General features: G+C 71.7%; 15 protein-coding genes and 1 pseudogene. 9 read left to right on the forward strand and 7 right to left on the reverse strand.

The genetic code is table 11. The features are described 5' to 3' along the window. Window positions 1-94: 94 nt before the first annotated feature. Entirely contained in the window at window positions 95-1,540 is a 1,446-nt protein-coding gene (locus LXT23_RS28375; RefSeq protein WP_253983449.1) for a POT family MFS transporter, read from the forward strand. Window positions 1,541-1,636: 96 nt separating this feature from the next. Here LXT23_RS28375 and LXT23_RS28380 read toward each other — a convergent pair whose 3' ends face one another. The 4 genes from LXT23_RS28380 to LXT23_RS28395 all read right to left on the reverse strand — a co-directional run bounded on the left by LXT23_RS28380 (window position 1,637) and on the right by LXT23_RS28395 (window position 9,295). Then, entirely contained in the window at window positions 1,637-3,025 is a 1,389-nt protein-coding gene (locus LXT23_RS28380; protein WP_253983450.1) for a peptide MFS transporter, read from the reverse strand. 155 nt (window positions 3,026-3,180) lie between these two features. After that, the gene (locus LXT23_RS28385) at window positions 3,181-6,099 is read right to left on the reverse strand and encodes an ATP-binding protein (RefSeq protein WP_253983451.1); all 2,919 of its coding nucleotides are present in this window, start codon (window positions 6,097-6,099) and stop codon (window positions 3,181-3,183) included. Beyond that, window positions 6,096-6,884, reverse strand: a complete 789-nt coding sequence (locus tag LXT23_RS28390) for a methyltransferase domain-containing protein (protein ID WP_253983452.1) — start codon at window positions 6,882-6,884, stop codon at window positions 6,096-6,098. The genes LXT23_RS28385 and LXT23_RS28390 overlap by 4 nt, the downstream gene beginning before the upstream one ends. Next, window positions 6,881-9,295 carry a response regulator gene (locus tag LXT23_RS28395; RefSeq protein WP_267146717.1) on the reverse strand — a complete coding sequence of 805 codons (2,415 nt, stop codon included), beginning with the start codon at window positions 9,293-9,295 and terminating at the stop codon, window positions 6,881-6,883. The genes LXT23_RS28390 and LXT23_RS28395 overlap by 4 nt, the downstream gene beginning before the upstream one ends. A 336-nt stretch (window positions 9,296-9,631) precedes the next feature. Between LXT23_RS28395 and nadA the strand changes: the two are divergent. The 3 genes and pseudogenes from nadA to LXT23_RS28410 form a co-directional block, all read left to right on the forward strand. Beyond that, window positions 9,632-10,579 (forward strand): annotated as a pseudogene (gene nadA / locus LXT23_RS28400) (quinolinate synthase NadA); the annotation flags it as partial. A gap of 83 nt (window positions 10,580-10,662) precedes the next feature. After that, on the forward strand, window positions 10,663-11,262 hold the full coding sequence (locus LXT23_RS28405; protein WP_253983455.1) for a zinc-ribbon domain-containing protein: 600 nt from the start codon (window positions 10,663-10,665) through the stop codon (window positions 11,260-11,262). 66 nt (window positions 11,263-11,328) lie between these two features. Then, a complete protein-coding gene (locus LXT23_RS28410) occupies window positions 11,329-12,141 on the forward strand; it encodes a class I SAM-dependent methyltransferase (protein ID WP_253983456.1) in 813 nt (270 codons plus the stop codon). 13 nt (window positions 12,142-12,154) lie between these two features. Here LXT23_RS28410 and LXT23_RS28415 read toward each other — a convergent pair whose 3' ends face one another. Then, the gene (locus LXT23_RS28415) at window positions 12,155-12,595 is read right to left on the reverse strand and encodes a metallothionein (protein ID WP_253983457.1); all 441 of its coding nucleotides are present in this window, start codon (window positions 12,593-12,595) and stop codon (window positions 12,155-12,157) included. 176 nt (window positions 12,596-12,771) lie between these two features. Here LXT23_RS28415 and LXT23_RS28420 point away from each other — a divergent pair, with 176 nt between their 5' ends. Next, window positions 12,772-14,337, forward strand: a complete 1,566-nt coding sequence (locus LXT23_RS28420; protein WP_253983458.1) for a hypothetical protein — start codon at window positions 12,772-12,774, stop codon at window positions 14,335-14,337. An 89-nt stretch (window positions 14,338-14,426) separates the two neighbouring features. Beyond that, a complete protein-coding gene (locus LXT23_RS28425; protein WP_253983459.1) occupies window positions 14,427-15,665 on the forward strand; it encodes a hypothetical protein in 1,239 nt (412 codons plus the stop codon). Window positions 15,666-15,690: 25 nt separating this feature from the next. On the opposite strand, the gene LXT23_RS28430 is transcribed toward LXT23_RS28425, so the two are convergent. Together LXT23_RS28430 and LXT23_RS28435 are read right to left on the reverse strand one after the other, a co-directional pair. Beyond that, window positions 15,691-16,437: a hypothetical protein gene (locus tag LXT23_RS28430; RefSeq protein ID WP_253983640.1), complete on the reverse strand. Its 747-nt coding sequence runs from the start codon at window positions 16,435-16,437 to the stop codon at window positions 15,691-15,693. Window positions 16,438-16,656: 219 nt separating this feature from the next. Continuing rightward, window positions 16,657-19,224: a serine/threonine protein kinase gene (locus LXT23_RS28435; protein WP_253983460.1), complete on the reverse strand. Its 2,568-nt coding sequence runs from the start codon at window positions 19,222-19,224 to the stop codon at window positions 16,657-16,659. A 327-nt stretch (window positions 19,225-19,551) separates the two neighbouring features. Here LXT23_RS28435 and LXT23_RS28440 point away from each other — a divergent pair, with 327 nt between their 5' ends. The 3 genes from LXT23_RS28440 (at window position 19,552) to LXT23_RS28450 (ending at window position 23,111) form a co-directional block, all read left to right on the forward strand. Further along, window positions 19,552-21,423, forward strand: coding sequence for a hypothetical protein (locus LXT23_RS28440; protein WP_253983461.1), 1,872 nt, complete (start codon window positions 19,552-19,554; stop codon window positions 21,421-21,423). A 123-nt stretch (window positions 21,424-21,546) separates the two neighbouring features. Next, window positions 21,547-22,368, forward strand: coding sequence for a glycerophosphodiester phosphodiesterase (locus LXT23_RS28445; protein ID WP_253983462.1), 822 nt, complete (start codon window positions 21,547-21,549; stop codon window positions 22,366-22,368). 11 nt (window positions 22,369-22,379) lie between these two features. Then, window positions 22,380-23,111, forward strand: coding sequence for a deoxynucleoside kinase (locus LXT23_RS28450; protein ID WP_253983463.1), 732 nt, complete (start codon window positions 22,380-22,382; stop codon window positions 23,109-23,111). Window positions 23,112-23,140 lie beyond the last annotated feature (29 nt).

The following is a 23,140-nucleotide window of genomic DNA, read 5'->3' on the forward strand; positions in this document are numbered from 1 at the left end:
GGGACGGGTGGAGTCCGGCCGGGGCGTTGGGTAGGGTTCCGATTCCTGTTTTCTTGGAGCCCCCACCTTTCGCCACGAGGGAGCACCCCGTCGCATGGCAACCAGCGTCCCGGCGCAGAGCAACAAGTTCCCGCCGCAAATCCCCTTCATCATCGGAAACGAGGCGTGTGAGCGCTTCAGCTTCTACGGGATGCGGAACATCCTCACGGTGTTCCTCATCGACTACCTGCTGCGCACCTCGGTGCCGGAGACGGGGCTGCGGGAGTCGGAAGCCAAGAGCCTGATGCACACCTTCATGGCGGGGGTGTACTTCTTCCCGCTCATCGGTGGGTACCTGGCGGACCGCTTCTTCGGGAAGTACCGCATCATCCTCGGGCTGAGCCTCATCTACTGCCTGGGCCACGCGTGCCTGGCCGTCTTCGAGGACAACGTCACCGGGTTCTTCACGGGGCTGACGCTCATCGCCATTGGCAGCGGCGGAATCAAGCCGTGCGTGTCAGCCATGGTGGGGGACCAGTTCAACGAGTCCAACAGCCACCTGGTGAAGAAGGTCTTCGCCATCTTCTACTGGACCATCAACTTCGGCTCGTTCTTCGCGTCGCTGAGCATCCCCCTCATCCTGAAGCACTACGGCCCGGCGTGGGCCTTCGGAATCCCCGGCGTCCTGATGTTCATCGCGACCGTCATCTTCTGGGCGGGCCGCAACAAGTACGTCCGGGTGCCGCCCACGGGCGCCAACCCGCACTCGTTCTTCCGCGTGGTGGGCAGCGCGCTGCGCAACCGGGGCCAGGGCGGCCACTGGCTGGAGGGCGCGAAGCGGGAGCACCCGGCGGAGGCGGTGGAGGGCGTGAAGGCGGTGCTGCGCGTCGGCGGCCTGCTGCTGCCCTTCGTGCCGTTCTTCTGGATGCTCTTCGACCAGAAGGCGTCCACGTGGGTGGTGCAGGCGCGCGCCATGGACCCGCAGGTGGGCCCATTCACCTTCCAGCCCAGCCAGATGCAGTTCGTCAACCCGATGCTGGTGATGCTGCTCATCCCCCTGCTGACGGCCGTCGTCTACCCGGCCTTCCAGCGCGGGGGCTGGGAGCTGACGCCGCTGCGGCGCATGCCGCTGGGGCTGGCCATCGGCGCGGTGTCGTTCATCATCGCCGGCATCTTCCAGGTGCGGATGGAGGGCGGCACGACGATGAACATCGCCTGGCAGCTCTTGCCGTACGTCGTGCTGACGCTGGCGGAGATTCTCGTGTCCACCACGGGCCTGGAGTTCGCGTACACGCAGGCGCCCCGGGAGATGAAGGGCACCCTCCAGAGCCTGTGGCTCTTGACGACGACGCTGGCGAACGTGGCGGTGGCCATCGCCTCCAAGCTCAACGTCTTCTCCGGCTCCGGGCAGTTCTTCTTCTACGCCGGCTTCGCGCTGGTGGCCGCCGTGGGCATGGCGCTGGTGGCCCGCCGCTACGTGGTGCGCGACTACTTCCAGACGTCCGCCCCCATCCCCACCGAGGAGCGCACCGCGGCCGGGGTGGCAACGAAGACGGCCTGAGCCGGTAGCGCCCCCACTCTTCGGGCAAAGAAAAACGCCGGAGCTCCCAGACGGGGGCTCCGGCGTTCTCGTTTCAGGCGAAGTCTTCGCCGCGACTCAGGCCGCGGCGACCGAGCTGCCCTGCGCCGTGCTGGGCGGCGCGGCGGGCTTCACCTCGTCGGTGCCGTGCATCATCTTCTTCAGGACGGGGGCGATGATGAGCAGCAGCACGCCGGCCGCGCCCGTGCCGATGGTGATGTACATGAACACGTTGAACTCGCCGAGCCGCTCCGAGTAGCCGCCGAAGACGCCGGCCAGCTTGTTGGCGGCCGCGTTCGCCAGGAACCACACGCCCATCATCGCGGAGACGATGCGCGCGGGGGCCACCTTGGTCACCATGGAGAGGCCCACCGGCGACAGGCACAGCTCGCCCATGGTGTGGAAGAGGTACGCCATGATGACCCACCAGGCCGCCGCCTTGCCCGCCGCCGCGCTCTCGTTGGAGGCGCCCAGCATGAAGAGGAAGCCGATGGACAGGAAGAGCAGGCCCAGGCCCATCTTCACCGGGATGCTCGGGTCCTTGCCGCGCGCGGACAGCCAGCCCCACAGGCCCGCGAACACCGGCGCCAGCAGCACGATGAACGCCGAGTTGAAGTTCTGGAACCACGTCGTCGGCACTTCCCAGCCGAGCATGGCGCGGTCCACCTTCTGGTCCGTGTAGAGGTTCATCAGGCCGCCGGCCTGCTCGAAGCCCGTCCAGAACGCGACGACGAAGAGGGCGATGATGAAGATGACCACGATGCGGTCGATTTCGTCCCGGCCGAAGCCCTTCTTCTCCCCGCCCTGCGCGGCCGACACGGCGCCGGGCTCCGGCTTCACGGGCGCCAGGCCCACCTGCCCGAGCAGCTTCTTCTGCATGGCCAGGAAGGCCACGAGGCCCAGGAACATGCCGACGCCCGCGGCGCCGAAGCCGTAGTGCCAGCCCACCCGCTCACCCAGGGTGCCGCAGATGAAGTTGCCCAGCACCGCGCCCAGGTTGATGCCCATGTAGAAGATGGTGAAGGCGCCGTCGCGGCGGCCGTCACCGGGCGCGTACAGCCCGCCCACCATGGTGGAGATGTTCGGCTTGAAGAAGCCGTTGCCGATGATGAGGAAGCCCAGGCCCGCGTAGAACATCGACACGCTGGGAAGCGCCAGCACCAGGTGGCCTATCATCATCAACGTGCCGCCCAGCACCACCGCCTTGCGCTGGCCGATGAACCGGTCCGCGATGTAGCCGCCGACGATGGGCGTCAGGTACACGAGGCCCGTATAGGTGCCGTACAGGCTGAGCGCGTCACCCGTGGACCAGCCAAAGCCTCCGTTGACCTTGCTCGTGAGGAAGAGCACCAGCAGGCCACGCATGCCGTAATAGGACATGCGTTCCCACATCTCGGTGAAGAACAGGAGGTAGAGCCCTCGCGGGTGCCCCTTGCGGGCATCGCCCGCGGCTACGGTGCCTTGCATGCCGTGGTTTCCTTGAAAGGAGGGGTGTGACGGAAAAGAGGCGTAACTGTAGCAGACACGCCGGCCGTGCCCAGGAGGACACCTGGGAACGTGAACAATTCCCTACCTGCTGGAGGGGGCCCCCACTCCCAGTCCCTGGGGACCCGGACGGGGCTTCAGGCCAGGCGGCCGACGCGAGGCTCGGGGGCCGACTCCGGCAGGCCGCCGGGGGCCGGGAGCGAGGGAGGGCGCAGGGGCAGGCGGACCTCCACCCGCGTTCCCTCGCCGGGGGTGCTGTCGAGGGTGATGGTGCCTCCGTGATGGAGGATGATGCGGCGGCTGAGCGCCAGGCCCAGCCCCGTCCCCTCCCCCGCCGCCCGGGTGGAGAAGAAGGGCTGGAACAGCCGCTCCATGTCCTCCTTGCGGATGCCCACGCCGTTGTCGCTGATGGTGACGATGGCCTCGTCGGAGGTGCACGCGGTGGCGACCTTCACGACGCCCTTGTCGCCCACGGCCCGCAGGGCGTTGTCCAGCAGGTTGAGCCACACCTGGTTGAGGGTGCCCGGGTCTCCCAGCACCGGCTCGCCGCACTGGTAGGCCCGCTCCACCGTCACGCCCGAGGGCACCTTCCATGCCAGCACGCTGAGCGTGGAGTCCAGCGACGCGTCCAGGGACAGCGCCATGGGCGTGTCGTTGGTGCGGGTGAAGGAGAGCAGGGACTCGGCCAGGTGGCGGATGCGCTGGCCGCACTCCTCCACCACCTCCAGCATGGCCTTGCCCATGGCCGAGTCCTGCGCGGCGCCGGCCCCGCCCGCCATCATGTCCTTGAGCGGCTGCAGCGCGTTCATCAGCCCGTTGAGGGGGTTGCGCACCTCGTGCGCGAAGCCCGAGGTGAGCAGGCCGATGGCCGCCAGCCGCTCGTTCTCCGCGGCGCGCACCGCCGCCTCCCGCAGGCGCAGCTGCGTCTCGATTCGCGCCAACAGCTCGCGCGGGCTGAAGGGCTTGCCCAGGTAGTCGTTGGCCCCGGTGCCCAGGGCCTCCACCTTCGCGGACACCTCCTGCCGCGCGGTGAGCAGGATGATGGGGATGTCCACCGTCCGCGGGTCCGCGCGCAGCGCCGCCAGCATCTGCAGGCCCGACAGCATCGGCATCATGACGTCCGACACGATGAGGTCCGGCCGCTCCGCCAGCGCGCGCTGCCGGCCCGCCTCGCCGTTGACGGCCTCCAGCACGCGGTAGTGCTGCGACAGCAGCCCGGCGATGAAGCCGCGAATCTCCCCGTCGTCCTCCACCACCAGCACGCGGGCGGAGTCCCGCTCCGGCCCCGCATGGTCCTTCGCCGGCATGAAGGTCGTGCCGTCGCCCACCACGCCCGTCTCCAGCGCGGGGAAGGCCCCGGAGGTGCGGCGCTCGCGGCGCACCGGCATCTCCGCCCGGCGCCGCTCGCGCAGGTCCTCGCGGATGTGGGTGGTGCCCTTGGGCAGCCGCACGTGGAAGGTGGAGCCCTTGCCCAGCTCGCTCGTCACGGTGATGCCGCCCGAGTGGAGCTCCAGCGTCTCGCGCACCAGCGCCAGGCCGATGCCCGTGCCGCCGAAGCGCCGGGTGCCGCTGTTGTCCGCCTGGGCGAAGCGGTCGAAGATGACGGACACGTCCTGGGGTGAGATGCCCTGCCCGGTGTCCTCCACCTCCACGTACACGTCCGTGGCGTCCTCGCGCACGCGCACCGTCACCCCGCCCGACTGGGTGAACTTGAGCGCGTTGGACAAGAGGTTCTGGAAGACGATGTCGATGCGCTCGGTGTCCACCTGGACGGGCGTCACCGCCGAGCCCTCCAGCCGCAGCCACACGCCCTGCCGCTCCGCCATGGTGAAGAAGGGCGGCAGCACGGAGCTCAAGAAGGCGTGCAGCTCCAGCGGCTGGTAGCGCAGCCGCGCCTTGCCCGACTCCAGCTGCGCCAGGTCCAGCAGGTTGTTGATGAGGCGCAAGAGCCGCTGGGCGCTGCGCTCCATGGTGGACAGGTGCTGCAGCGCCACGTCGGGCAGCCCCTCGGTGCGCTTCTCCAGCGACTCCAGCGTCAGCAGGATGAGCGTGAGCGGCGTGCGCAGCTCGTGGCTGACGTTGTCGAAGAACTCGCTCTTGAGCCGGTCCATCTCCTGCTGCCGCTGCAGGGACGTCTCCAGCTTGGCGTTGGCCTCGGACAGCGCCTGGGTGCGCTCGGCGACGCGGTCCTCCAACGCCTTGTTGGCGCGGAAGATCTCCTCGTTGCGCCGCTGCAGGTCCTCCAGGGAGGTGCGCAGGCCCTGGTGCTGCTCGGACAACTGCACGTCCTTGCGCAGGAGCGCGACGCGGGTGTCCAGCCACGTGCCCACCGCGAGCCCGGCCAGGCCCAGCGACGAGACGGCGAACACGGGCGGCGCCAGGTCCAGCGTCCCGCACGCCAGGCCGCCCAGGATTCCCACGACGCCGCCGGCGAAGACGCGCCAGGCCAGAGGCGGCAGGTTCTGCCAGTGGCACTCGTACTCGCAGCACGGCGCCCCATCCACCTGGCACTGCACCTCCTTCACGTCGGCGGGAGGCAGGTTCCAGACGGTGGGGAAGGCGGCCAGGTTCGCCTGGCGCGTGCGGCACAGGTTGCGGTTGCTCTCGCGGATGCGGCTCGAGTACTGCACCTTCACCCAGGAGTCGGTGATTTGCAGGATGCGGAAGCCGCCCACGCGGTTGTAGGTGTGGTCCAGCTCCAGCCCGCGCTCGTAGACGCTGCGCGGGGTGGCCAGGGCCCGCATCATGTAGAAGAGGAAGCCCACCGCCTCCGGGCTGGCGATGCGGCGGCCCGCCTTGGTGATGAAGTCCGGGTCCCCGGAGTCCCTGTCGAGCACGTCGAAGAGGCGCTCGGTGAAGTCCAGGGACACGAAGTTGGTCAGCGTCTCCACGTACTCCAGCGACAGCGGGAGCCCCTCGCGCTTCCACACCCGCTGCAGCCGCTCACGCCCGTACGTGCGCTCGTAGTGCAGCAGCAGGGCGCGGAACATCCTGACGCTGATCTCGGGCGTGTCGGGGGCTGGCGGTGCGGGCGCAAGGTCCGCGGGGACGGTCAACGCTTCACTCCTTCAGTGGTCAACACCATCGCATACTTGAGGGTGTCGGCGTCGTCCAGGAGGGCGAGGAAGCGCTGGCAGAACGCGTCATAGGGCCCGGCCCCGCCGAAGAAGCGCTCCGCGAGCGGGCGCAGGGTGCGGAAGCGGATGACCCAGTCCTCGTGCAGGCGCGCGTCCACCGCGCCCGCCGCCACATAGAAGGGGGAGACGTGCACGCGCACGTCCGCGAGCCCCACCTTGCGGAAGTGGTGGAACACCTTGCGGCCGGCGTGCAGGTCGAAGCGGGCCTCGCGCAGGGCGGCCAGCAGCTTCTGGCTCTCCTGCTGGAGGTCCTCCGGGAAGGGCCAGTTCCACAGCCCCACCCCGTCGATGTCGGCCACCACCACCCGCCCGCCCGGGCGGGTGACGCGCACCAGCTCCGCCAGGGCGGGCAGCGGGTCGGCGAGGTACTCGAAGACGTACTGGCACCAGACGTAGTCGAAGGTGTCCGAGGCCAGCTGCGTGTCGGGCAGCGCGCCCCGGCGCAGCTCCACGTTGGGCCGGCCGGCGAGCAGCGCGCGCGCCGCCTCCAGGTGCTCGGCCAGCGGCTCCACGGCCACCACCCGGCCGGCAGGCCCCACCACGTCCAGCATCTCCGCGGTGATGACGCCGGGGCCGCAGCCCGCGTCGAGCGCCACGTGCCCCGGCATGAGGCCCGTCAGCCGCAGCCGGTCCGCGGGGGAGCTGGCGCTGGCCTGGGCCTTCAGCCGGGCCACCTCCTGGTCCGACTGCATCAGGTAGGTCATGCCGCGATGTCCTTGTCGTCCACGCGCGCCGCGGTGGTGCCGCGGGGGTTGGCGGCCAGCCGCTCGAAGACGGCGAGCAGGTAGGCGTTCCAGTCGCGCACCAGCCGGCGGTGGGCGGTGAACTCCATCACCTTGCCGAGGTTGTGGAAGCCCAGCCCCTCCAGCGCGGGCAGGTCCGCGTCGGTGGCCAGCACCTCCGCGGTGGAGCGGCCCCGCCGGGCGGAGTCCGCCACCGCGTGCGTCACCAGGGCATGGCGGACCGCGTCCGCCTCCGCCGCGTCCGCCTCCACCATGACGAGCGAGAAGGCGTTGTACCACTCGGCCCAGAACAGGCCCGGGCTGGAGTCCTCCATGAGGACGAAGCCCTGGGGCCCGTTGCGCCCCTCCACCATGGCGATGGAGCGCGCCCGGCGCAGCCCGGCGTCCGTGTAGCGCCCGCCGAGCGTCCCCAGCGACATCTCGCCCTCCACCAGGTCCGAGCTGCGCAGGCGCACCACGTCCTGCGTCTCGCGCAGGTACTGCTCCAGCCAGCGCAAATCAGACGTGCCGGCGGGCCGCACGCGCAGGTCCGCGCGGGGCGGAGGCAGCGCGGCGTCCACGGGCAGGCGGCACGGGGTGAAGGCGTGCAGACAGCTCAGGCCCGGGCGCTCCAGGCGGCTGGCGATGGCGCCGTAGATGCGCGACGTCCACCGGTTGCGGCAGCGCCAGAGGGCGCGCAGGTACTCGACGTCCTCCAGGCTCTCCGCGTAGTCGGCCGCCAGCGCCACCAGCTCCTGGGAGATGGACTCGTGGCGGTGGTAGCCCGGCCGCACCACCAGGTGCTGCGACAGCCAGGTGCGCGAGTAGATGCGCAGGCCGGAGATGTGGCCGTAGAGGCGGCCGTCGCGCTGGTAGACGATGGTCTTCGACAGGCCGTGCGTGCCGTTGCCCAGCTTCTGGTGGCCGGCCAGGAGCGCGTCGTGGATGCCGTCGTCATGGAAGGGGTAGTCCGGGAAGCGCACCTCCGCGGCGCGGAAGAGGTCCCAGATGTCGGAGAAGGCCAGCTCCGAGCCGTCGCGGGCGTCCGAGCAGCGCGCCTTGATGAAGGCGTCCAGGATGGCGGTGCGGGCCTCGGGGGCCAGCTCCAGGATGCGCACGCCACAGCGGCGCGGGCGGCCCATGCCGGCGCCGTCGTCGGTGAGCTGCCCGGTGTCCTGCACCTGGGCGCGGCAGCGCGAGCGGGTGCCGTCCGGCAGGTGCAGCGTCACCTCGTCCAGCACCAGCCCCGGGGGGAAGACCTCGTGGCCGGCGTCGAAGGGGAAGGCGAAGCCGCCGGTGTGCAGGTCCAGCAGCGGGCGGTAGAGCGCCTCGCCGGTGAAGGGCGAGGAGAAGGACACGGCGAAGGGCCGCTCCGCGGTGGAGCGGAAGCGCAGGCTGTTGCGCCGGTGGTGCAGGCTCAGCGAGCGCGGCAGGGCCACCTCCAGCTGGTGCGGCTCCACGGCCAGCACCGCCGTGGTGCCCACGTGGCACACGCCGCCGAAGTCCAGGCACAGCTGCACCACGTCCCCGGGGTGGAAGAGCGCGCCCGACTGCGACTGCTCGCGCAGCACCAGCCGCGAGGCCTCCGGAAGCACCTCGGCGCTGGCGAAGTCCACCAGCCGGTTGCCCTCGTGGGTGCGCAGGCCGAAGCCCACGCCCGCGCGCACCGCGCGGCGCAGCAGGCCCCGGATGCGCACCGCGTCCTGGAGCAGCGGCGCGGGGGTGGAGCGCCCGTGCTCCGTGGGGCGCTCCAGCGACACGCCCAGGTGGAAGCCATGGCCCTCCTGCGCCCGCAGGGGCCGCACCAGGCGGACCGTCGCATGCCCGGCGCGCAGCACCAGCGCGCCCGCGCGAAAGACCTGCAGCCCCTCCAGCACCGTCCCCGGCGTCAGCCGCTCGATGCGCACGCTGGGCTCCAGCCGCAGGCCCAGGCCGCCCGTGCCCACGTCCAGCAGCTCGGAGCGGAAGGCGGTGCCGTCCGCGGTGAAGCGCGCCTCCAGCAGGCCCTGCGGCGTGCGGCGCTCGGACTCGCGCAGCTCCAGCAGCTCCAGCACGGCGCGGCGCAGCGCGGGGCCCGGCTCGTCCTCCAGGGTGAAGAACATGTGGCCCGCGGCCGCCACGTCCACCAGGCCATGGTGGGTGCGGGGGTTGTCGCGAGGGCACAGCACCGCGCGGATGGCGCGAGGCGCATAGCGCTCCAGGTCCTTCAGCAGCCGGGGAAAGGGCTCCGGATGGGTGAGCACCAGCACGGGGGTCGTCCGGGCCAGGAATTCGACCGCCTCCTGGCGGTTGGCGGCCTCGAGAACCTCATAGCCCGCCAGCACGGCCCGAAGCTGCATACGACGCTCCACTTCCGGGTGCACGACCAGCACTGCGCGCGTCGTCACGGTCATATGTCCTCCTCCACCGGGCGTCAGACCTGTCTGCGGAAGCACGACCTCGCGGGTCGGGGATATGCCGTTGGCACCGCGGCCCCCGCCTGGATCAGCGCGGTGGCCCCACCTCACATCCCCCGTGTTCCGAAGCCCCAGGTCGCACTGGCCAAGGCCCATGCGAAGCGTCCGGCTCAGGCATCCATCTTACCGGACCTGTCAGGGAAGGGAGTGCCGAGCATGAGGACAAGACGGATGTTCGATAAGGCCCGGCAGCCTGAGCGACGACCGCCCGGCCTCGAGACGGTGGGGTAAACCGCACCCTGGCCTGCCCTCGCAGACCCGGTTAAATGTCGGACCCAAGGAGAAGACATGGGCACCGAGGTGGATTACGCGCGGGAAATCCAGGAGTTCAAGCGGTCCATGAACGCGGTCATCCTGGCGCACTACTACCAGGAGAGCGAGGTCCAGGACCTGGCGGACTTCGTGGGGGACAGCCTGGCCCTGGCGCAGGCGGCGGCGGCGACGCAGGCGGACGTCATCGTCTTCTGCGGCGTCCACTTCATGGCGGAGACGGCGAAAATCCTGAACCCGTCCAAGCTGGTGCTGCTGCCAGACTTGAAGGCGGGCTGCTCGCTGTCGGACCGGTGCCCGCCCGGGGCGTTCAAGGCCTTCAAGGACAAGCACCCGGGGGCGTTCGTGGTGAGCTACGTGAACAGCTCGGCCGCGGTGAAGGCGATGAGCGACGTCATCTGTACGTCTTCCAACGCGGTGAAGATCGTCAACCAGGTGCCGAAGGACCGGCAGGTGCTGTTCGCGCCGGACCAGCACCTGGGGCGCTACGTGATGAAGCAGACGGGGCGCGACATGGTGCTGTGGCCGGGCAGCTGCATCGTCCACGAAATCTTCAGCGAGAAGAAGCTGGTGCAGCTGAAGGTGGAGCACCCGGACGCGGAGGTGGTGGCGCATCCGGAGTGCGAGGCGGCGGTGCTGCGGCACGCGGACTTCATCGGGTCCACGAAGGGGCTTTTGGACTACGTGCTGAAGAGCCCGAAGCAGAAGTTCATCGTGGTGACGGAGGCGGGCATCCTCCACCAGATGAAGAAGGGGGCGCCGGACAAGACGTTCATCCCCGCGCCGCCGGACAACGGGTGCGCGTGCAACGAGTGCCCGTACATGCGGCTGAACACGCTGGAGAAGCTGTGGCGCTGCATGAAGGACCGGACGCCGGAGCTGGTGATGCCGGTGGACCTGCGGGAGGCCGCGCGGGCGCCGCTGCAGCGGATGCTGGAGTGGTCCCGGTAGCAGACCGGAAGCACATTTCGCGGCAGCGGACATTTGAGAACTCGCGCCTTGCGCCCGAACGGGCGGGGTGCAATGGAGCAGGCGTGGCCTTCCGATTCCTCGCAGTCCCCGGGCACCGGCTGGTGAACTTTCCTCAGTCGCTGCCGGACGATGAGCGCCTCGAGCCGGAGCTGCCTCCGGTGCATGAGGCCGTGGAGCGTGCCCTGACGGGCGCCGAGTTCCGCGACGTGCGCGCCCGAGACAGGCTGCGCGCCCTGCTGCAGGGGGACCGTCCCCCCACGCTGGGTGCGCCCGAGGCGGGCTACGGCCCCTCGGCCGTCTTCGCGCAGCCGCCCCAGGACCTGCCGGCGCTCCTGCGCCTGGCGGACGAGCTGGAGAACCTCGCCAAGCGCGAGGCCGGCGAGCGGGCCCTCGTGTGGAAGTGCGGCGACTGCGGCGCCCGGTACGCGGTGCCGGTGGCGCTGGTGCGCCAGGTGTCCATCCGCTGCGAGCGGTGCGGCACGCCGGTGGAGCTGTCCTCCACGCGCAGCCTGGGGGAAGAGGCGCTCATCGACCCGTTCCTGGGCGCGGTGAACCACAGCCGGCGCGAGCTGGCGGCCTTCTTCCGCGAGGCCATGGCGCGCGGCTGGCCGGTGCTGGTGGCCGAGGACCGGCGCGTGGCGCGCAACGCCCCGTCCGCCTGACGCCCGCCGTCAGGGACTGGAAAGCGATTCTCGTGGTCAGCCGGGGGCGGTAGCCTTCCCGGCTCCATGCGGCGCGCGCTCATCCCGATATTGAGGTGTCCCCGGTGCCGCCGCGGCGGCCTGCAGCCGGAGGCGGACGCCCCGGTGCTGCTCTTCGGCCCGCTGCGCTGCGCCGGGTGCCGCGCCACCTACCCCGTGGCCGAGGGCGTGGTGGACCTGGTGGTGGAGCACTCCGCCGCCGGCACCGTGCAGCGCGGGCTGGAGCAGCGCTGGGTGGCGCGCTCGTACGAGCGCTACGTGCGGCCCGTCCTGGAGCGCACCCTCACGCGCCAGTCCCTGGACAGGGACAGCGAGTACCTCCTCTACCGCGGACTCATGGGCCGGCCGGAGGGGCCGGTGCTGGACCTGGGCTCCGGCACGGGCCTGCTGGCGCGGCGGCTGGCGCGGGAGCCGGAGCTCCCCCCGGTGGCGGCGCTGGACGTGTCACGCGCCATGCTGGAGGAGGGCGTGCACCAGGCGCGAGAAGCCGGCGCGACGGTGGACTTCCTCCGCGCCGAGGCGCCCTACCTCCCCTTCCAGGACGGCACGCTGGGCGCGGTGCTGATGGCCGGCTCGCTGCACTTCGTGGCGGACCTGGGCCGGCTGATGCTGGAGGTGGCGCGCGTGCTGCGTCCCGGAGGCCGCTGGGTGGCCAGCACGTACCTGCCACCGAGGGCGCCCACGGCGCTGCTCCACCGGAGGCTGGGGCTGCACCCGCGAGACGAGGGCGAGCTGCGCGCGGCGGCCGGCGCGGCGGGGCTCGTGCGCTTCGAGCGCGTCGTCCTCCCGCCGCTGCTGGTGGTGAAGGCGGAGAAGGGCTCGCCGGAAGTCCCCCGCTAGCCCTTGGAGCGCCTCAGATGAAGATGCCCGCGGACGCGTCGTTGCGCGCCTCTTCCAGCTTCAGCTCGGCGGGACGGCCGCGCAGCGCGTCCATCACCTGCCGCTTGGGCTTCTGGCACTTCGAGCAGTCGCACGAGCCCTTCTTGCAGGTGCAGTCCGCCTTGCTGCCGCACTGACACTTGCCGGCCATGAGCGAGTCCAGCGCGTCCAGCGGGCGCTCCACCTCGCCGCGCACCGGCGCCGGCTTCTGCTGCGCGTCACCGGCCGTGTCCGCCGGCTTCGGCTCCGCCTTCTTCGCGTCCGGCGTGCCCGTGTCCGCCTGCTTCGCCTGGGCGGTGGCCGCCTGCTTCTTCGCGGCGTCCGCGTGGGCCTTGCAGGCCTCGGCGGAGCCCGGCGCCAGCAGCAGCCCGCCGGCCATCAGCCCCGCAACCAGCATCGTCGCGATGCGCGTCATGTCCGCTCTCCTTCGGGATACCGGCACGGCACCCACTCTCGCCGTGCGCCTATACCGCAGCCCCTGCCCCCTGCCAAGACGGAAGCCCGTACCTTTGTCTACCTGAAGCGGGCGCTGGCCTGCTCGCACGGGTTGCTCGCCGGGGGCGGGGGTGGCGCGTACAGTCCGCGCCCTCCGTGACGAACCGACCCGACCGACTCGTCTACGCCGCCGCGCTCGTGCTGGGCGCCCTGCCCTTGTGGGCCTCGCGCCACCTGCCCATGGCGGACCTGCCCCAGCACCTGTACCTCATCTCCGTGCTGCACCGGCTGGACGACCCCACCACGGTGTACCCGCAGCTGTTCGCCGCGCGGCACGCGCTGACGCCGTACCTGGGCTACTACTACCTCGTCAGCCTCCTCAACTGGCTGCTCCCCCTGGAGGCCGCCAACCGCGCCTTCCTCTCCGCCTATGTGGTGGGGCTGCCGCTGGCGCTGGGCTTCCTGCTGCGCGGCCTCGGCCGGCCCGCGTGGCCGTCCCTGCTGGCGTTGCCCTTCGCCTACGGGGACAGCTTCGGCTGGGGCTTCGTCAACTACTGCGCGGCGCTGCCGCTGACGCTGCTGTGCTGCGGCCTCTTCGTGCGCGCGCTGGAGGACGTGCCCCGCCGCCGCGCCTGGACGGGAGGGCTGGCGGCGTGCCTCGTCGCGGTGCTGCTCTTCCACGTCCAGGCCTTCGGCTTCCTCGCCTTCGGGCTGCCGTGGCTGCTGCTCACCACGGCCGTCCCGGAGGACGCCACCGCCAGGGGGCTCGCCGCGCGGCTGGGGCCCCGCGTGCCGGCGCTGCTGGGCGTGGTGCCCGGCGTGGCCCTCTTCCTGGGCTGGGTGGTGCTGCGCTTCGGCGAGCCACCGGACATCCAGCCCGGCCAGCCGTGGAAGGCGTGGGGCCCGACATTCTCTCCGCAGAACCTGGCCTGGAAGGGCTTCGAGCAGAACCGCGCCGAGTTCTTCGACGTGCTCGCCAACACGTTCCATGACGGCTCGGACCGGTGGGCGATGTACGCGGTGGGCGCGGTGGCCCTGGCCGGGTGGGTGGCGGGGCTCGCACGCCCGGCAGCGGCCGGCCCGCGACGGTGGTGGGCGTGGGCACGGCTGCCGGGGCTGGGCCTGCTGGCGCTGGCGCTCTACTTCCTGCTGCCCTTCGACATCCGCGGCTACGTCTACTACCTCAACACGCGCTACGCGCACCTGGCCGCCGTGCTGCTGGTGGCCACCGTGCCGGTGGCGGTGCCCCAGTGGCGGCGCCCCCTGGGGCTCGCCGCCGCCGCGTGCGCGCTGGTGCTGGCCTTCGTCATGGTGCGCGGCTACCGCGCCTTCTCGCGCGAGGCGGACGAGTGGGCGGGCCTGGTGGCCGCCACCGCGCCGAAGGCGCGCGTCATGGGGCTCATCTATGACGGGGGCTCGCGCGTGGTGCGCTTCCCCGTCTTCATCCACAGCGCGGCGGTGCTGGCGCGCGAGCGCGGGGGCGTGCCCAACTTCACCTTCGCCTCCACGCCCCACTCGCCCCTCAGGTACCGGGACGTGGTGCCTCCCACCTTCCCCTCCGAGTGGCGGCCGCACCAGCTGGACATGGAGACGCAGGGCGCCTGGTACGACCACTTCGTGGTGCGCGGCATCCACCCCTCGCGCGTGTTCGGTGAGCGACTCGGCTCCGAGCTGGTGGTGGTGACGCAGTCCGGCCGGAGCTGGCTGGTGCGCCGCCGCTGAAGCGCCCCCGGCCCGAGTGTGGGCCAGTGGGCGCACGTGCCGCGCGGTCCATGCCCCGCGCCGTGCGGCGTGCGGTAGAAGGCGCGGGCATGAGCCCCACCGAACCCCGCCCCCTCCTGGACGCGCTGCGCGCCGGCACCCCGCTGCCCACCTTCCCCGCCGACGCGGTGGAGGCCGCCCGGGCCCTCGCGCGCGACGTGGGCGCGGCCACGCCCGCCGCCGTGGAGGCCCTGCCCGAAGCCCTGGCCGCCGCCGTGCTGGAAGCCGCCGTGGTGGACGGCGTGCCCGCGCTGGCCGAGGCCCTGTCGGGCTCGGCGGTGAAGCCCCTGGCCAAGGCCGCGAAGAAGGCGCTGTACCGGCTGCGCTCGCGAGGCGTCGCCGTGGCCGAGGCCCCCCGCCCGGCGGCCGCCGCGACGCCCGAGCCCGCGCGCGCCGCCGCGTCGGCGCCTGAGGCCCTGCCCGCCATGGCGAGCACCATCACCAGCGCGGGCGAGCGGGCGCTCGTCCTGGGCCGCGTGCTGCGCGGCGGCGGCGTGGAGATGGTGCAGGCGCTGGTGTCGGACGTGGAGGGCGTGGTGGAGCTGCGCCTGGGGGAGAAGAGCCGCGGCAACTGGCGCCGCATCCTCCGGGAGGCGCTGGAGCGCGGCGGCGCGGTGGAGCTGCCCCAGCACGAGGCCGCCGCCCTGCTGGCGGAGGCCGCCGGCACCAACCTCCGCGCGCGCACGCCCTTCCCTCCTGACCTGGACGTGGCCCTGCGCCACTTCGGCGTGCAGGCCCAGGTGGAGCCCACCGTCCTGCCCCCGCCCGAGCCCGAGGACGTGCGCCGCGCCCTGGAGGGAGACCGCCTCCACGAGACGCCGGAGCTGGCCACCTGGCTGCCGCCGGAGGCCGACGTGAAGCGGCTGCTGCAGAAGCTGGACGAGGTGATGCACAGCCCGCTGGCCCTCAGCGACGTGCAGCGCCAGGAGCAGCTCCAGGCGGCGGTCCGCGCCGTGGCGCGCGAGGTCTTCGCGTCGGAGGCCCGCCCGCGCTACGCCCTGCGGCTGTGGCGGATGGCGGACTTCTTCGAGCGCACCGCCCGCCCGCATGAGGCCGACCTGGCCCGGGGCGAGGCCCGCCGCCTCTTCCACGGCGCCGACGAGCCCTTCTCGCGCTTCGCCGAGCGCCTCTTCGAGAAGGTGCTCGCCCTGGTGGCCGCCGCCGGTGCGCGGGCCGGGGCCGCCCAGGCCGCCGCCACGCCCCCCGCTGGAAATGCAGAGGCCCCCGCGGCGGCGGCGCCTGCTCCCTCGCAGGAGCGGCGCAGCCCAGGGGGCCTCATCCTCCCCTGAGCGCCGGGGAGGGAGCGCGCTCGCGTCACGCTGGCGAGATGCGGGCGCGCAGCAGCAGGTCCAGGTTCTCCCGCTCCCAGGCCAGGGCGCGCGAGTAGTCGTGGAAGCGCTTCTCGTGCTCCATCAGCTCGGGCGGGTGGATGCAGCGCCGCCCGTCCTCGCCCCGCCGCGTCCGGTAGATGTGGTGGAGCATCTCGTGGAAGACGATCCACTCCACGAAGTAGCGGGGCACCACCGGCTGATCCAACGCCGGGTGGATGCGGATGACCTTCGAGTCCGCCGAGTACGAGCCCATCTTGATGCTCTTGCGGGGGCCCTTCACCCGCGGCGCCGGGCCGTAGGTGATGGCCGCGTCGATGCGACTGGCGAAGTACCGCTCGTTCAGCCGGTCGAAGATGCGCTCCAGGTCATGGTGCTGTCCTTCTGGCTCCAGGCGGATGCGCTTGCGCATCTGCGCGGGGGACAGCCGTCGGATGTAGATGCGGTTGCGTTCGATGTAGCGGTCCAGCAGCACGCTAGCGTCCGGGTCGCCCTTGCGCACGAAGCTGGCGAGCGCCTGCAGCACGTCGTCCGGCGCGGCCAGGAACATGTGGTGCAGCCGCAGCCGCCACATCGCTCGCTGGCGCTGGAACGTCAGCATGGTGTGCGTGTTGTCGTGGATCTCCACCGCGACCTTCGCGCGCAGGCGCGTGCGCAAGCGGCGCTCGAGCACCCGTCGCCACACCTTCACGAGCCGGTTGGGCTCGGGAGCGACCGGAAGCTGCCGGGCCACCCGGCCGGCCGTGTAACTCCTCTTCTTCACTACGTTTTTCTGACTCTTCGGGCGCGCCATAAGGGTCTCGGATTCTAGAGACCCCTCTGACATGTGTAAACGCGCCCGGTAAGACGAAAACCTAGGAATTCCAACGACTTAAGGGCACTCAAGCCCACCCGTGCCCACTTGTCCGCCCCAGGGGCAGGATGCCGCATACGCGCCAAGTGCCCGACACGACTAGCGCCGGCTCCGGCATGGCACCTGGAGTACGAGCGGCCCTTCGCTCGCCGGCTCTACGAGGTAGGACTTGCTGCCCTTGGGTGCGCGACGTCCCGGGCAGGCGTAGCGGACCCGGAGCGAGCCGGGAGGTAGGGAGACGACCTTGTTGACGGGCAGCTTGTCGCCCCCCTCCTGGCGCAGGGCCGTCCGGGCCGGGGCATCGAAGCGGACGGCCACCAGGGTGGGGCCGGGAGTACCGGCGGCCGCGGTCGCGACGGACTCGCCCCCCGGTGCCGCGTCGCTGGCGCTGCCCGCGTCCGGCGCGGCGGCCGCGAGCGCACTGCCCGCATCGACGGCCGGAGCCAGCGGGGACGGCGCCTCGCCCGTCGCCGGCGGTGGCGTGTCGGTGCCGGGCGCGGAGTCCCCGGGAGCCGGCGACTCCGGGGGCTGCTGGCCGGCGGGCTTGGAGAGGTCCATCGGCGGCACCGTGGGCCGCGGGTACAGGGCCCAGACGACACCGGTGCCGAGCGCGAGGAGCACCAGTCCGCCCACGGCCGCCAGCAGCACGCCGGGCACCTTGCGGCGCGGCGCCGAGGGGGTGGCCTCGGTGCTCGCGTACAGCGCCTCGTCGTAGGTGGCGTAGCCCGCGGTGGACTCGTCGTCGTCCGGGTCCGGCCCCAGCGTGGGCGTGGGGTCGGTGTGCTCCACCGAGGACAGGCCCGAGTCGGTGGGGAAGTAGTCGTCCTCCTCGTCCGGCGCGGAGGCGCGGCGGGAGGCGAGCACGCTGGAGCGCGACACGGCCCGCTGGTTCACCGTGGCCGGGGTGATGGAGACCGAGCGCGACACCTCGTCCTCCACCTCCAGGTGCAGCGCGGAGGGGCGGCGCGGCGGGGACGGCGGGGTGAGGGAGACGGACTGGGACGCCTCCTCGTCCGGGCGCGGCGTGCGGCGCGGCGGCGCGGGCGCGGTGGTGGAGACGGACTGGGACGCCTCCTCGTCCGGGCGGGGCGTGCGGCGCGGCGGCGCGGTGAGGGGGGCCGGCGGCGGCGACACGCGGCGCGAGCGCGGGACGTCCTGGGCGGAGGACGTGCGCGGCGGCGGAGGCGGCGACGAGGGCTCGGCATGCGGGCCGGAGCGGCGCGCGGGCGGCTGCGCCACGGGCGGCGCGGTGGGCGGGTGCCGGGGGCGCTCCTCGCGGCCCCGGTAGCGCATGGAGATGGTGGACTCGGCCTCTTCCACGTCCTCCAGCTCCGCCGCCACCTCGGCCGCGAGCTTGTAGCCGGTGGGCGTGGTCTGGATGGCGGTGGACACGTCCGCCTCCTCGTCCTCCTCGTCCTGGCGCCCGCCGGTGGGCAAGTCCCTCGGACGCGCCATCAGCGTGGCGGGCTCGGGCTCGTCGGCGTACGGCGGGGGCACCGGCACCGCGTCACCGGACGTGCGGCGCGGGGTGGGCCGCGCGGTGAGGCCCGGCGTGAGCTGCGCGGCGGCGCCCGGGGCCAGCTCCCCCGCGGGCGTGGTGGACGACAGCGTGGGGGCGGTGGACTCCAGGGGCGGAGGCCGCCGGGGCGGCTCGGCCTCCTGGGCCAGGCGGGCCGGCAGCGGCACGGTGACGTCCCGCCGCCCGGCGCCCTTGGCCACGGGGATGTGGAGGATGGTGCGCTCCTCCTCCTCGCCCAGCAGCCGGGCGACGTACTCGGAGATGTCCAGGCTCTGCCGCAGCGCGCCCGACTCGAGGAAGGCCTCCAGGTCCGCGCGCACCGCCGAGGCGCGCTGGTAGCGCTGGGCGCGGTCCTTCGTCAGGCACCGCATGATGATGCGCGACAGCGCTTCCGGATAGTCGGCGCGCAGCAGGTGGGGCGGCGCCGGGTCCTCGTAGCGGATGGCGTAGAGGATGCCCTCCGTCGTGGGCTTGGCGAAGGGCTGCTTGCCGGTGGTGATTTCGTACAGCATGGTGCCCAGCGCGAAGATGTCCGCGCGGTGGTCCAACCGCTCCTGCGACACCTGCTCCGGCGCCAGGTAGAGGAACTTGCCCTTGATGACGCCCGGCTTGCTGCGCTCCATGAACGCGCCAGCCTTGGCGATGCCGAAGTCGACCAGCTTGACGCGCCCGTCATAGCCAATCATCACGTTCTGCGGGCTGACGTCCCGGTGGATGAGCTCCAGCGGGCGCCCGTCCACGCCCCGGCTGTGGTGCGCGTAGTCCAGGCCCCCGGCAATCATCGCGCAGATGCGCGCCGCCACGCCGCAGGGCACCGTGGCGCCGTACTTCGCCTCCTCCGCCACGACACGCCGGAGGTCCACGCCCTCCACGTACTCCATGGCGATGAAGATGTTGTCGCCCTCCTTCCCCAGCTCGTGCACCTGCACGATGTTGGGGTGGTGCAGCTGCGCGGCGATGCGCGCCTCGTCCAGGAACATCTGGACGAACTCCGGCTCCTCCGACAGGTACGGGAGGATCCGCTTCAGGACCACCAGCTCCGGCTCGGGCGGACGCTGCGCCAGGAACAGCTCCGCCATGCCGCCCACGGCGAGCCGCTTGATCAGCAGGTACTTTCCGAACGGGATGGCCGTCTGGGGCGAGCTCACGGAAGGGAATGCCGTCTGTCTGGGGGTGGATGACGCGGACTTTTCCTGAGCTTACCCACAATCAGAGGGTTGTGGGAGCCAGTGGCCCCACCCGCATCGGTAGGTACCGGACAGGAGCGGACAAACCCGGAAACGCGCCACCACTCCCAGTGCTGGCCCGGAGTGGATGATCATTCGAAGCCCCTGCTTCCGGAATGACAGGCCGTCCGCGAGAGGGAAATCACGGGCTTGTGACAGCTCCGTGCCCGGCCGCTCCGTGATTGGACGCCCCCCCGGGCTGCGGTGTAAGAGCGGGCCACCTACAAAGCATCCTGGAGGCATGACCCAATGGTGATTCGCAATGGGCGGTTGGCGCTGGTGGCTGGTCTCACCGCGCTCGCGGTGGCCTGCTCTGACCGTGATGACGGCAACGCGTGTGATGCCAATACCGACTGCGCCGACGGCCAGGTCTGCACGGCGAATGTCTGTGTAGCGCCGCCCCAGACGGATGCCGGGACGGATGCCGGCACGGACGCCGGCACGGACGCCGGGACGGATGCGGGCACGGATGCCGGGCCGACCAACACCGACATCCCGAGGGACCTGACCAGCCCCGAGAACACGCAGATCCAGGCGTTCCTCGCGGTGAGCACCACCGGCACCGTCGCGGTGAACCCGCCGCTGCCCATCAACAACGTGTTCGTCACGTACATCTCGCCCACGGTCGGCACCACGCCGGCGGGCTTCTACGTGCAGGCGACCGCGCCGGGCCCCTCCCTGTTCGTGAAGCTGAACGCCGCCACGCAGACCCCGCCGCTCGCGGTGGGTGACAAGATCTCCTTCAACGCGACGGAGAAGACCGTCTTCAACGGCCTCAACCAGGTGAGCGCCATCACCGGCCTCACCCGCGCGAGCGCGGGTGCCCCCGTGAAGAACCTGGTGGACGCCACGCCTGCGGGCCTCACCGTGGACATCAGCGGCCGCACGGACGTCAAGAGCGCCGCTGCGCTCGCGGCCTACGAGTCGGACCTCGTCCAGGTGCGCGGCACGGTGGCCAGCCCGCCCACCCCCTCGGGAACCAGCTTCACGACGTTCACCTTCGTCACCGCGGGCTCGCCCGCGCCGTCGCCCAACTTCATCCTGCGCATGCCCAACGCCGTGGCGACGGCCTCGGGCCTCGCCCAGCAGTGCAACTTCACCGCGGTGGCCGTGCCCTACAGCCGCTTCGGCACCACGGCGCAGCTCTCCCCCTTCAGCGCCGACGACCTCGTCGTGGCCTGCCCCGTCAACGTGACGGGCGCGCGCTCGGTGGGCCCGACCTCGGCGGAGGTGCTCTTCAACGTGGCCGTGGACGCGGCCACCGTGGCGGTCTCCGACTTCACCATCACCCCGGAGCTGGCCATCAGCGCGGTGGAGGTCACCGGCACCAAGGTGAAGCTCACCACCGCGGCCCAGGCCGAGGGCACCGCGTACACCGTGGCGGTGGCAGGCGTGAGCGGCACCAACGGGGCGCCCGTGAGCACCAGCGCCGCCAGCGCGAAGTTCTGGGGCGGCAGCGACACGGCGCCCGCCGGCCTGATCATCAACGAGCTGGAGTATGACAACTTCACGAACACGACGCCCCCCGCCGCGGATGACAAGGAGTACATCGAGCTCATCAACAACTCCGACGCGCCCGTGCACGTGGGCAACATGGTGGTGGTGCTCGTCAACGCGACCCCCAACGGCACCACGCCCGCCGCCAGCCGCCAGGAGTACCGCCGCATCGAGCTGACCTCCGTGACGGACGGCACCACCGCCACCGACACGCTCGCCCCCGGCGCGCTGCTCGTCGTCGGCCCCGCCACCGTGACCAGCTCGCTGCCCGCGGGCGTCCTGCGCGTCACCGTCGCCAGCCCGCTCAATGACCTCATCCAGAACGGCGCGGACGACTCGGTCGGCCTGCTCTACTACCCCACCGGCGTGCTGACCGACGCGCTCTGGTACGAGACCGAAGACGAGGCGCCCGTCACCACCTTCACGGCAACCATCGCGACGGGCGTGGGTGACAGGGAGGTCTCCTTCGTCGAGGGCACCCAGTCCGCGCTCTTCGAGAGCAACGGCAGGGACGTGTCCTTCCAGCGCAAGGTGGACACCGGCGCGCCCACCAAGGTGGTGGACGCGAACAACAACTCGACCGACTTCGAGGTCGTCGCGCCCACCCCGGGCACCAGGCGCTAGCCTCGGACGTCGCCTGAAGTACCAGGCCGCAGCCTCCTTCCGGGGGGCTGCGGCCTTCGTCTTTTCAGGGCCCGTGGCCAGGCCCGAGCGCGCCAGGGCCGGGGCCGCCGCTACAATGGCCGCATGTCCCCTCCCCTTCCCGCCTTCCTCCGGGGCCTGCGGCCCACGCTGCACATCTCCCACCGCGGTGGCGCGGCGCTCGCGCCGGAGAACACGCTGGCCGCCTTCCGGCAGGCGGTGGAGCGCTACCGCACGGACATGCTGGAGCTGGACGTCCACCTCACCCGCGACGGCGAGGTGGTGGTGGCCCATGACGACACCCTGGAGCGCTGCACCGACGCCACCGGGCCGCTGGCCGCCCTCACCCTGGCGGAGCTGCGCCGCGTGGACGCGGGCTTCGGCTTCAGCCCGGACGCGGGCCGCACCTTCCCCTTTCGCGGCCAGGGCGCGCGCATCCCCACCCTGCGCGAGGTGCTGCGCGCCTTCCCGGGCCTGCCCCTCAACGTGGAGCTGAAGCCGGACGTGCCCGGCATCGAAGAGGCCTTCGCCCAGCTCCTGAAGGAGGAAGGGGCCCTGGAGCGGGTGTGCATGGGCAGCGAGCAGGATGCGATTGCAGAGCGGCTGGCCGCGCGGCTCCCGGACGCGTGCCACTTCTACCCGCGCGACGCCCTGGCCGCCTTCGTCATCGCCCTGCGCGGCGGGGACACGCCCCCCGAAGAGGCGCGCTTCACCGTGCTCGACATGCCCCTGTACTTCGGCGACATCCGGCTGGTGGACCCGGACTTCCTGCGGGCGTGCGCCGCGCGGGGCAAGTGGGTCAACGTGTGGACGGTGGACGACGCCGGGGAGATGCGCAGGCTGCTACAGGAAGGGGTCGGCGGCATCATGACCGACCGGCCGGACGTCCTGAGGCAGATCATGGACGCCTCCACGAAGCCGGGTTAAGCCCAGGTTCCATGCCTCGCCCCACCTCGCGCCCGCGCCCGTCCGCCACTCCGGCCGCTCCCGCCGTGGAAGCTGCCCCGGCCTCCCGCCCCCGCAACACGGTGCGGGTGAAGGTGCCCAAGGCCCGGCGCTTCGTGGCGCTGGCGGGCAACATCGGCGCGGGGAAGACGACGGCCGCGAAGATGATCAGCCAGAGCTTCGGCTACCAGCTCTTCGACGAGCCCGTCATCGACAACCGCTTCCTGCGTGACTACTACGCGGACATGTCGCGCTGGTCCTTCACGCTCCAGCTCGAGTTCCTCATCCGGCGCGTGGAGCACCACGAGCTCATCCACACGTACAAGCGCAGCTGCGTGCAGGACCGCACGCTGTACGAGGACCCCGAAATCTTCGCCAAGTACCTCCATGGCCTGGGGCACATGACGGACGCGGAGCTGGACCTGTACTACGAGTACTTCCAGCGCCTGTCGCGCCACATCATCCGCCCCGACAAGGTCATCTGCTTCGAGGTGGGCAGCGTGGACGTGCTGCTGCAGCGCATCCGCACGCGGGGCCGCGAGGAGGAGAAGGGCATCCGCCACCAGTTCCTGCGCGGCCTCAACGGCTACTACGCCAGCTTCCCCCTGGTGCTGCAGGAGAAGTACGGCGTGGACTGCCTGGTGCTGGACGTGTCCAGCCAGGACATCCGCCGCGGCAAGGGGCGCGAGGAGTTCCTCGACCGCGTCTCCAGCTTCCTGGCCTGAGCGGGCGCCCTGACGAAAGGGCCCCTGCT

The organism is Pyxidicoccus xibeiensis (genome assembly GCF_024198175.1).
Classification (GTDB): Bacteria; Myxococcota; Myxococcia; order Myxococcales; family Myxococcaceae; genus Myxococcus; species Myxococcus xibeiensis.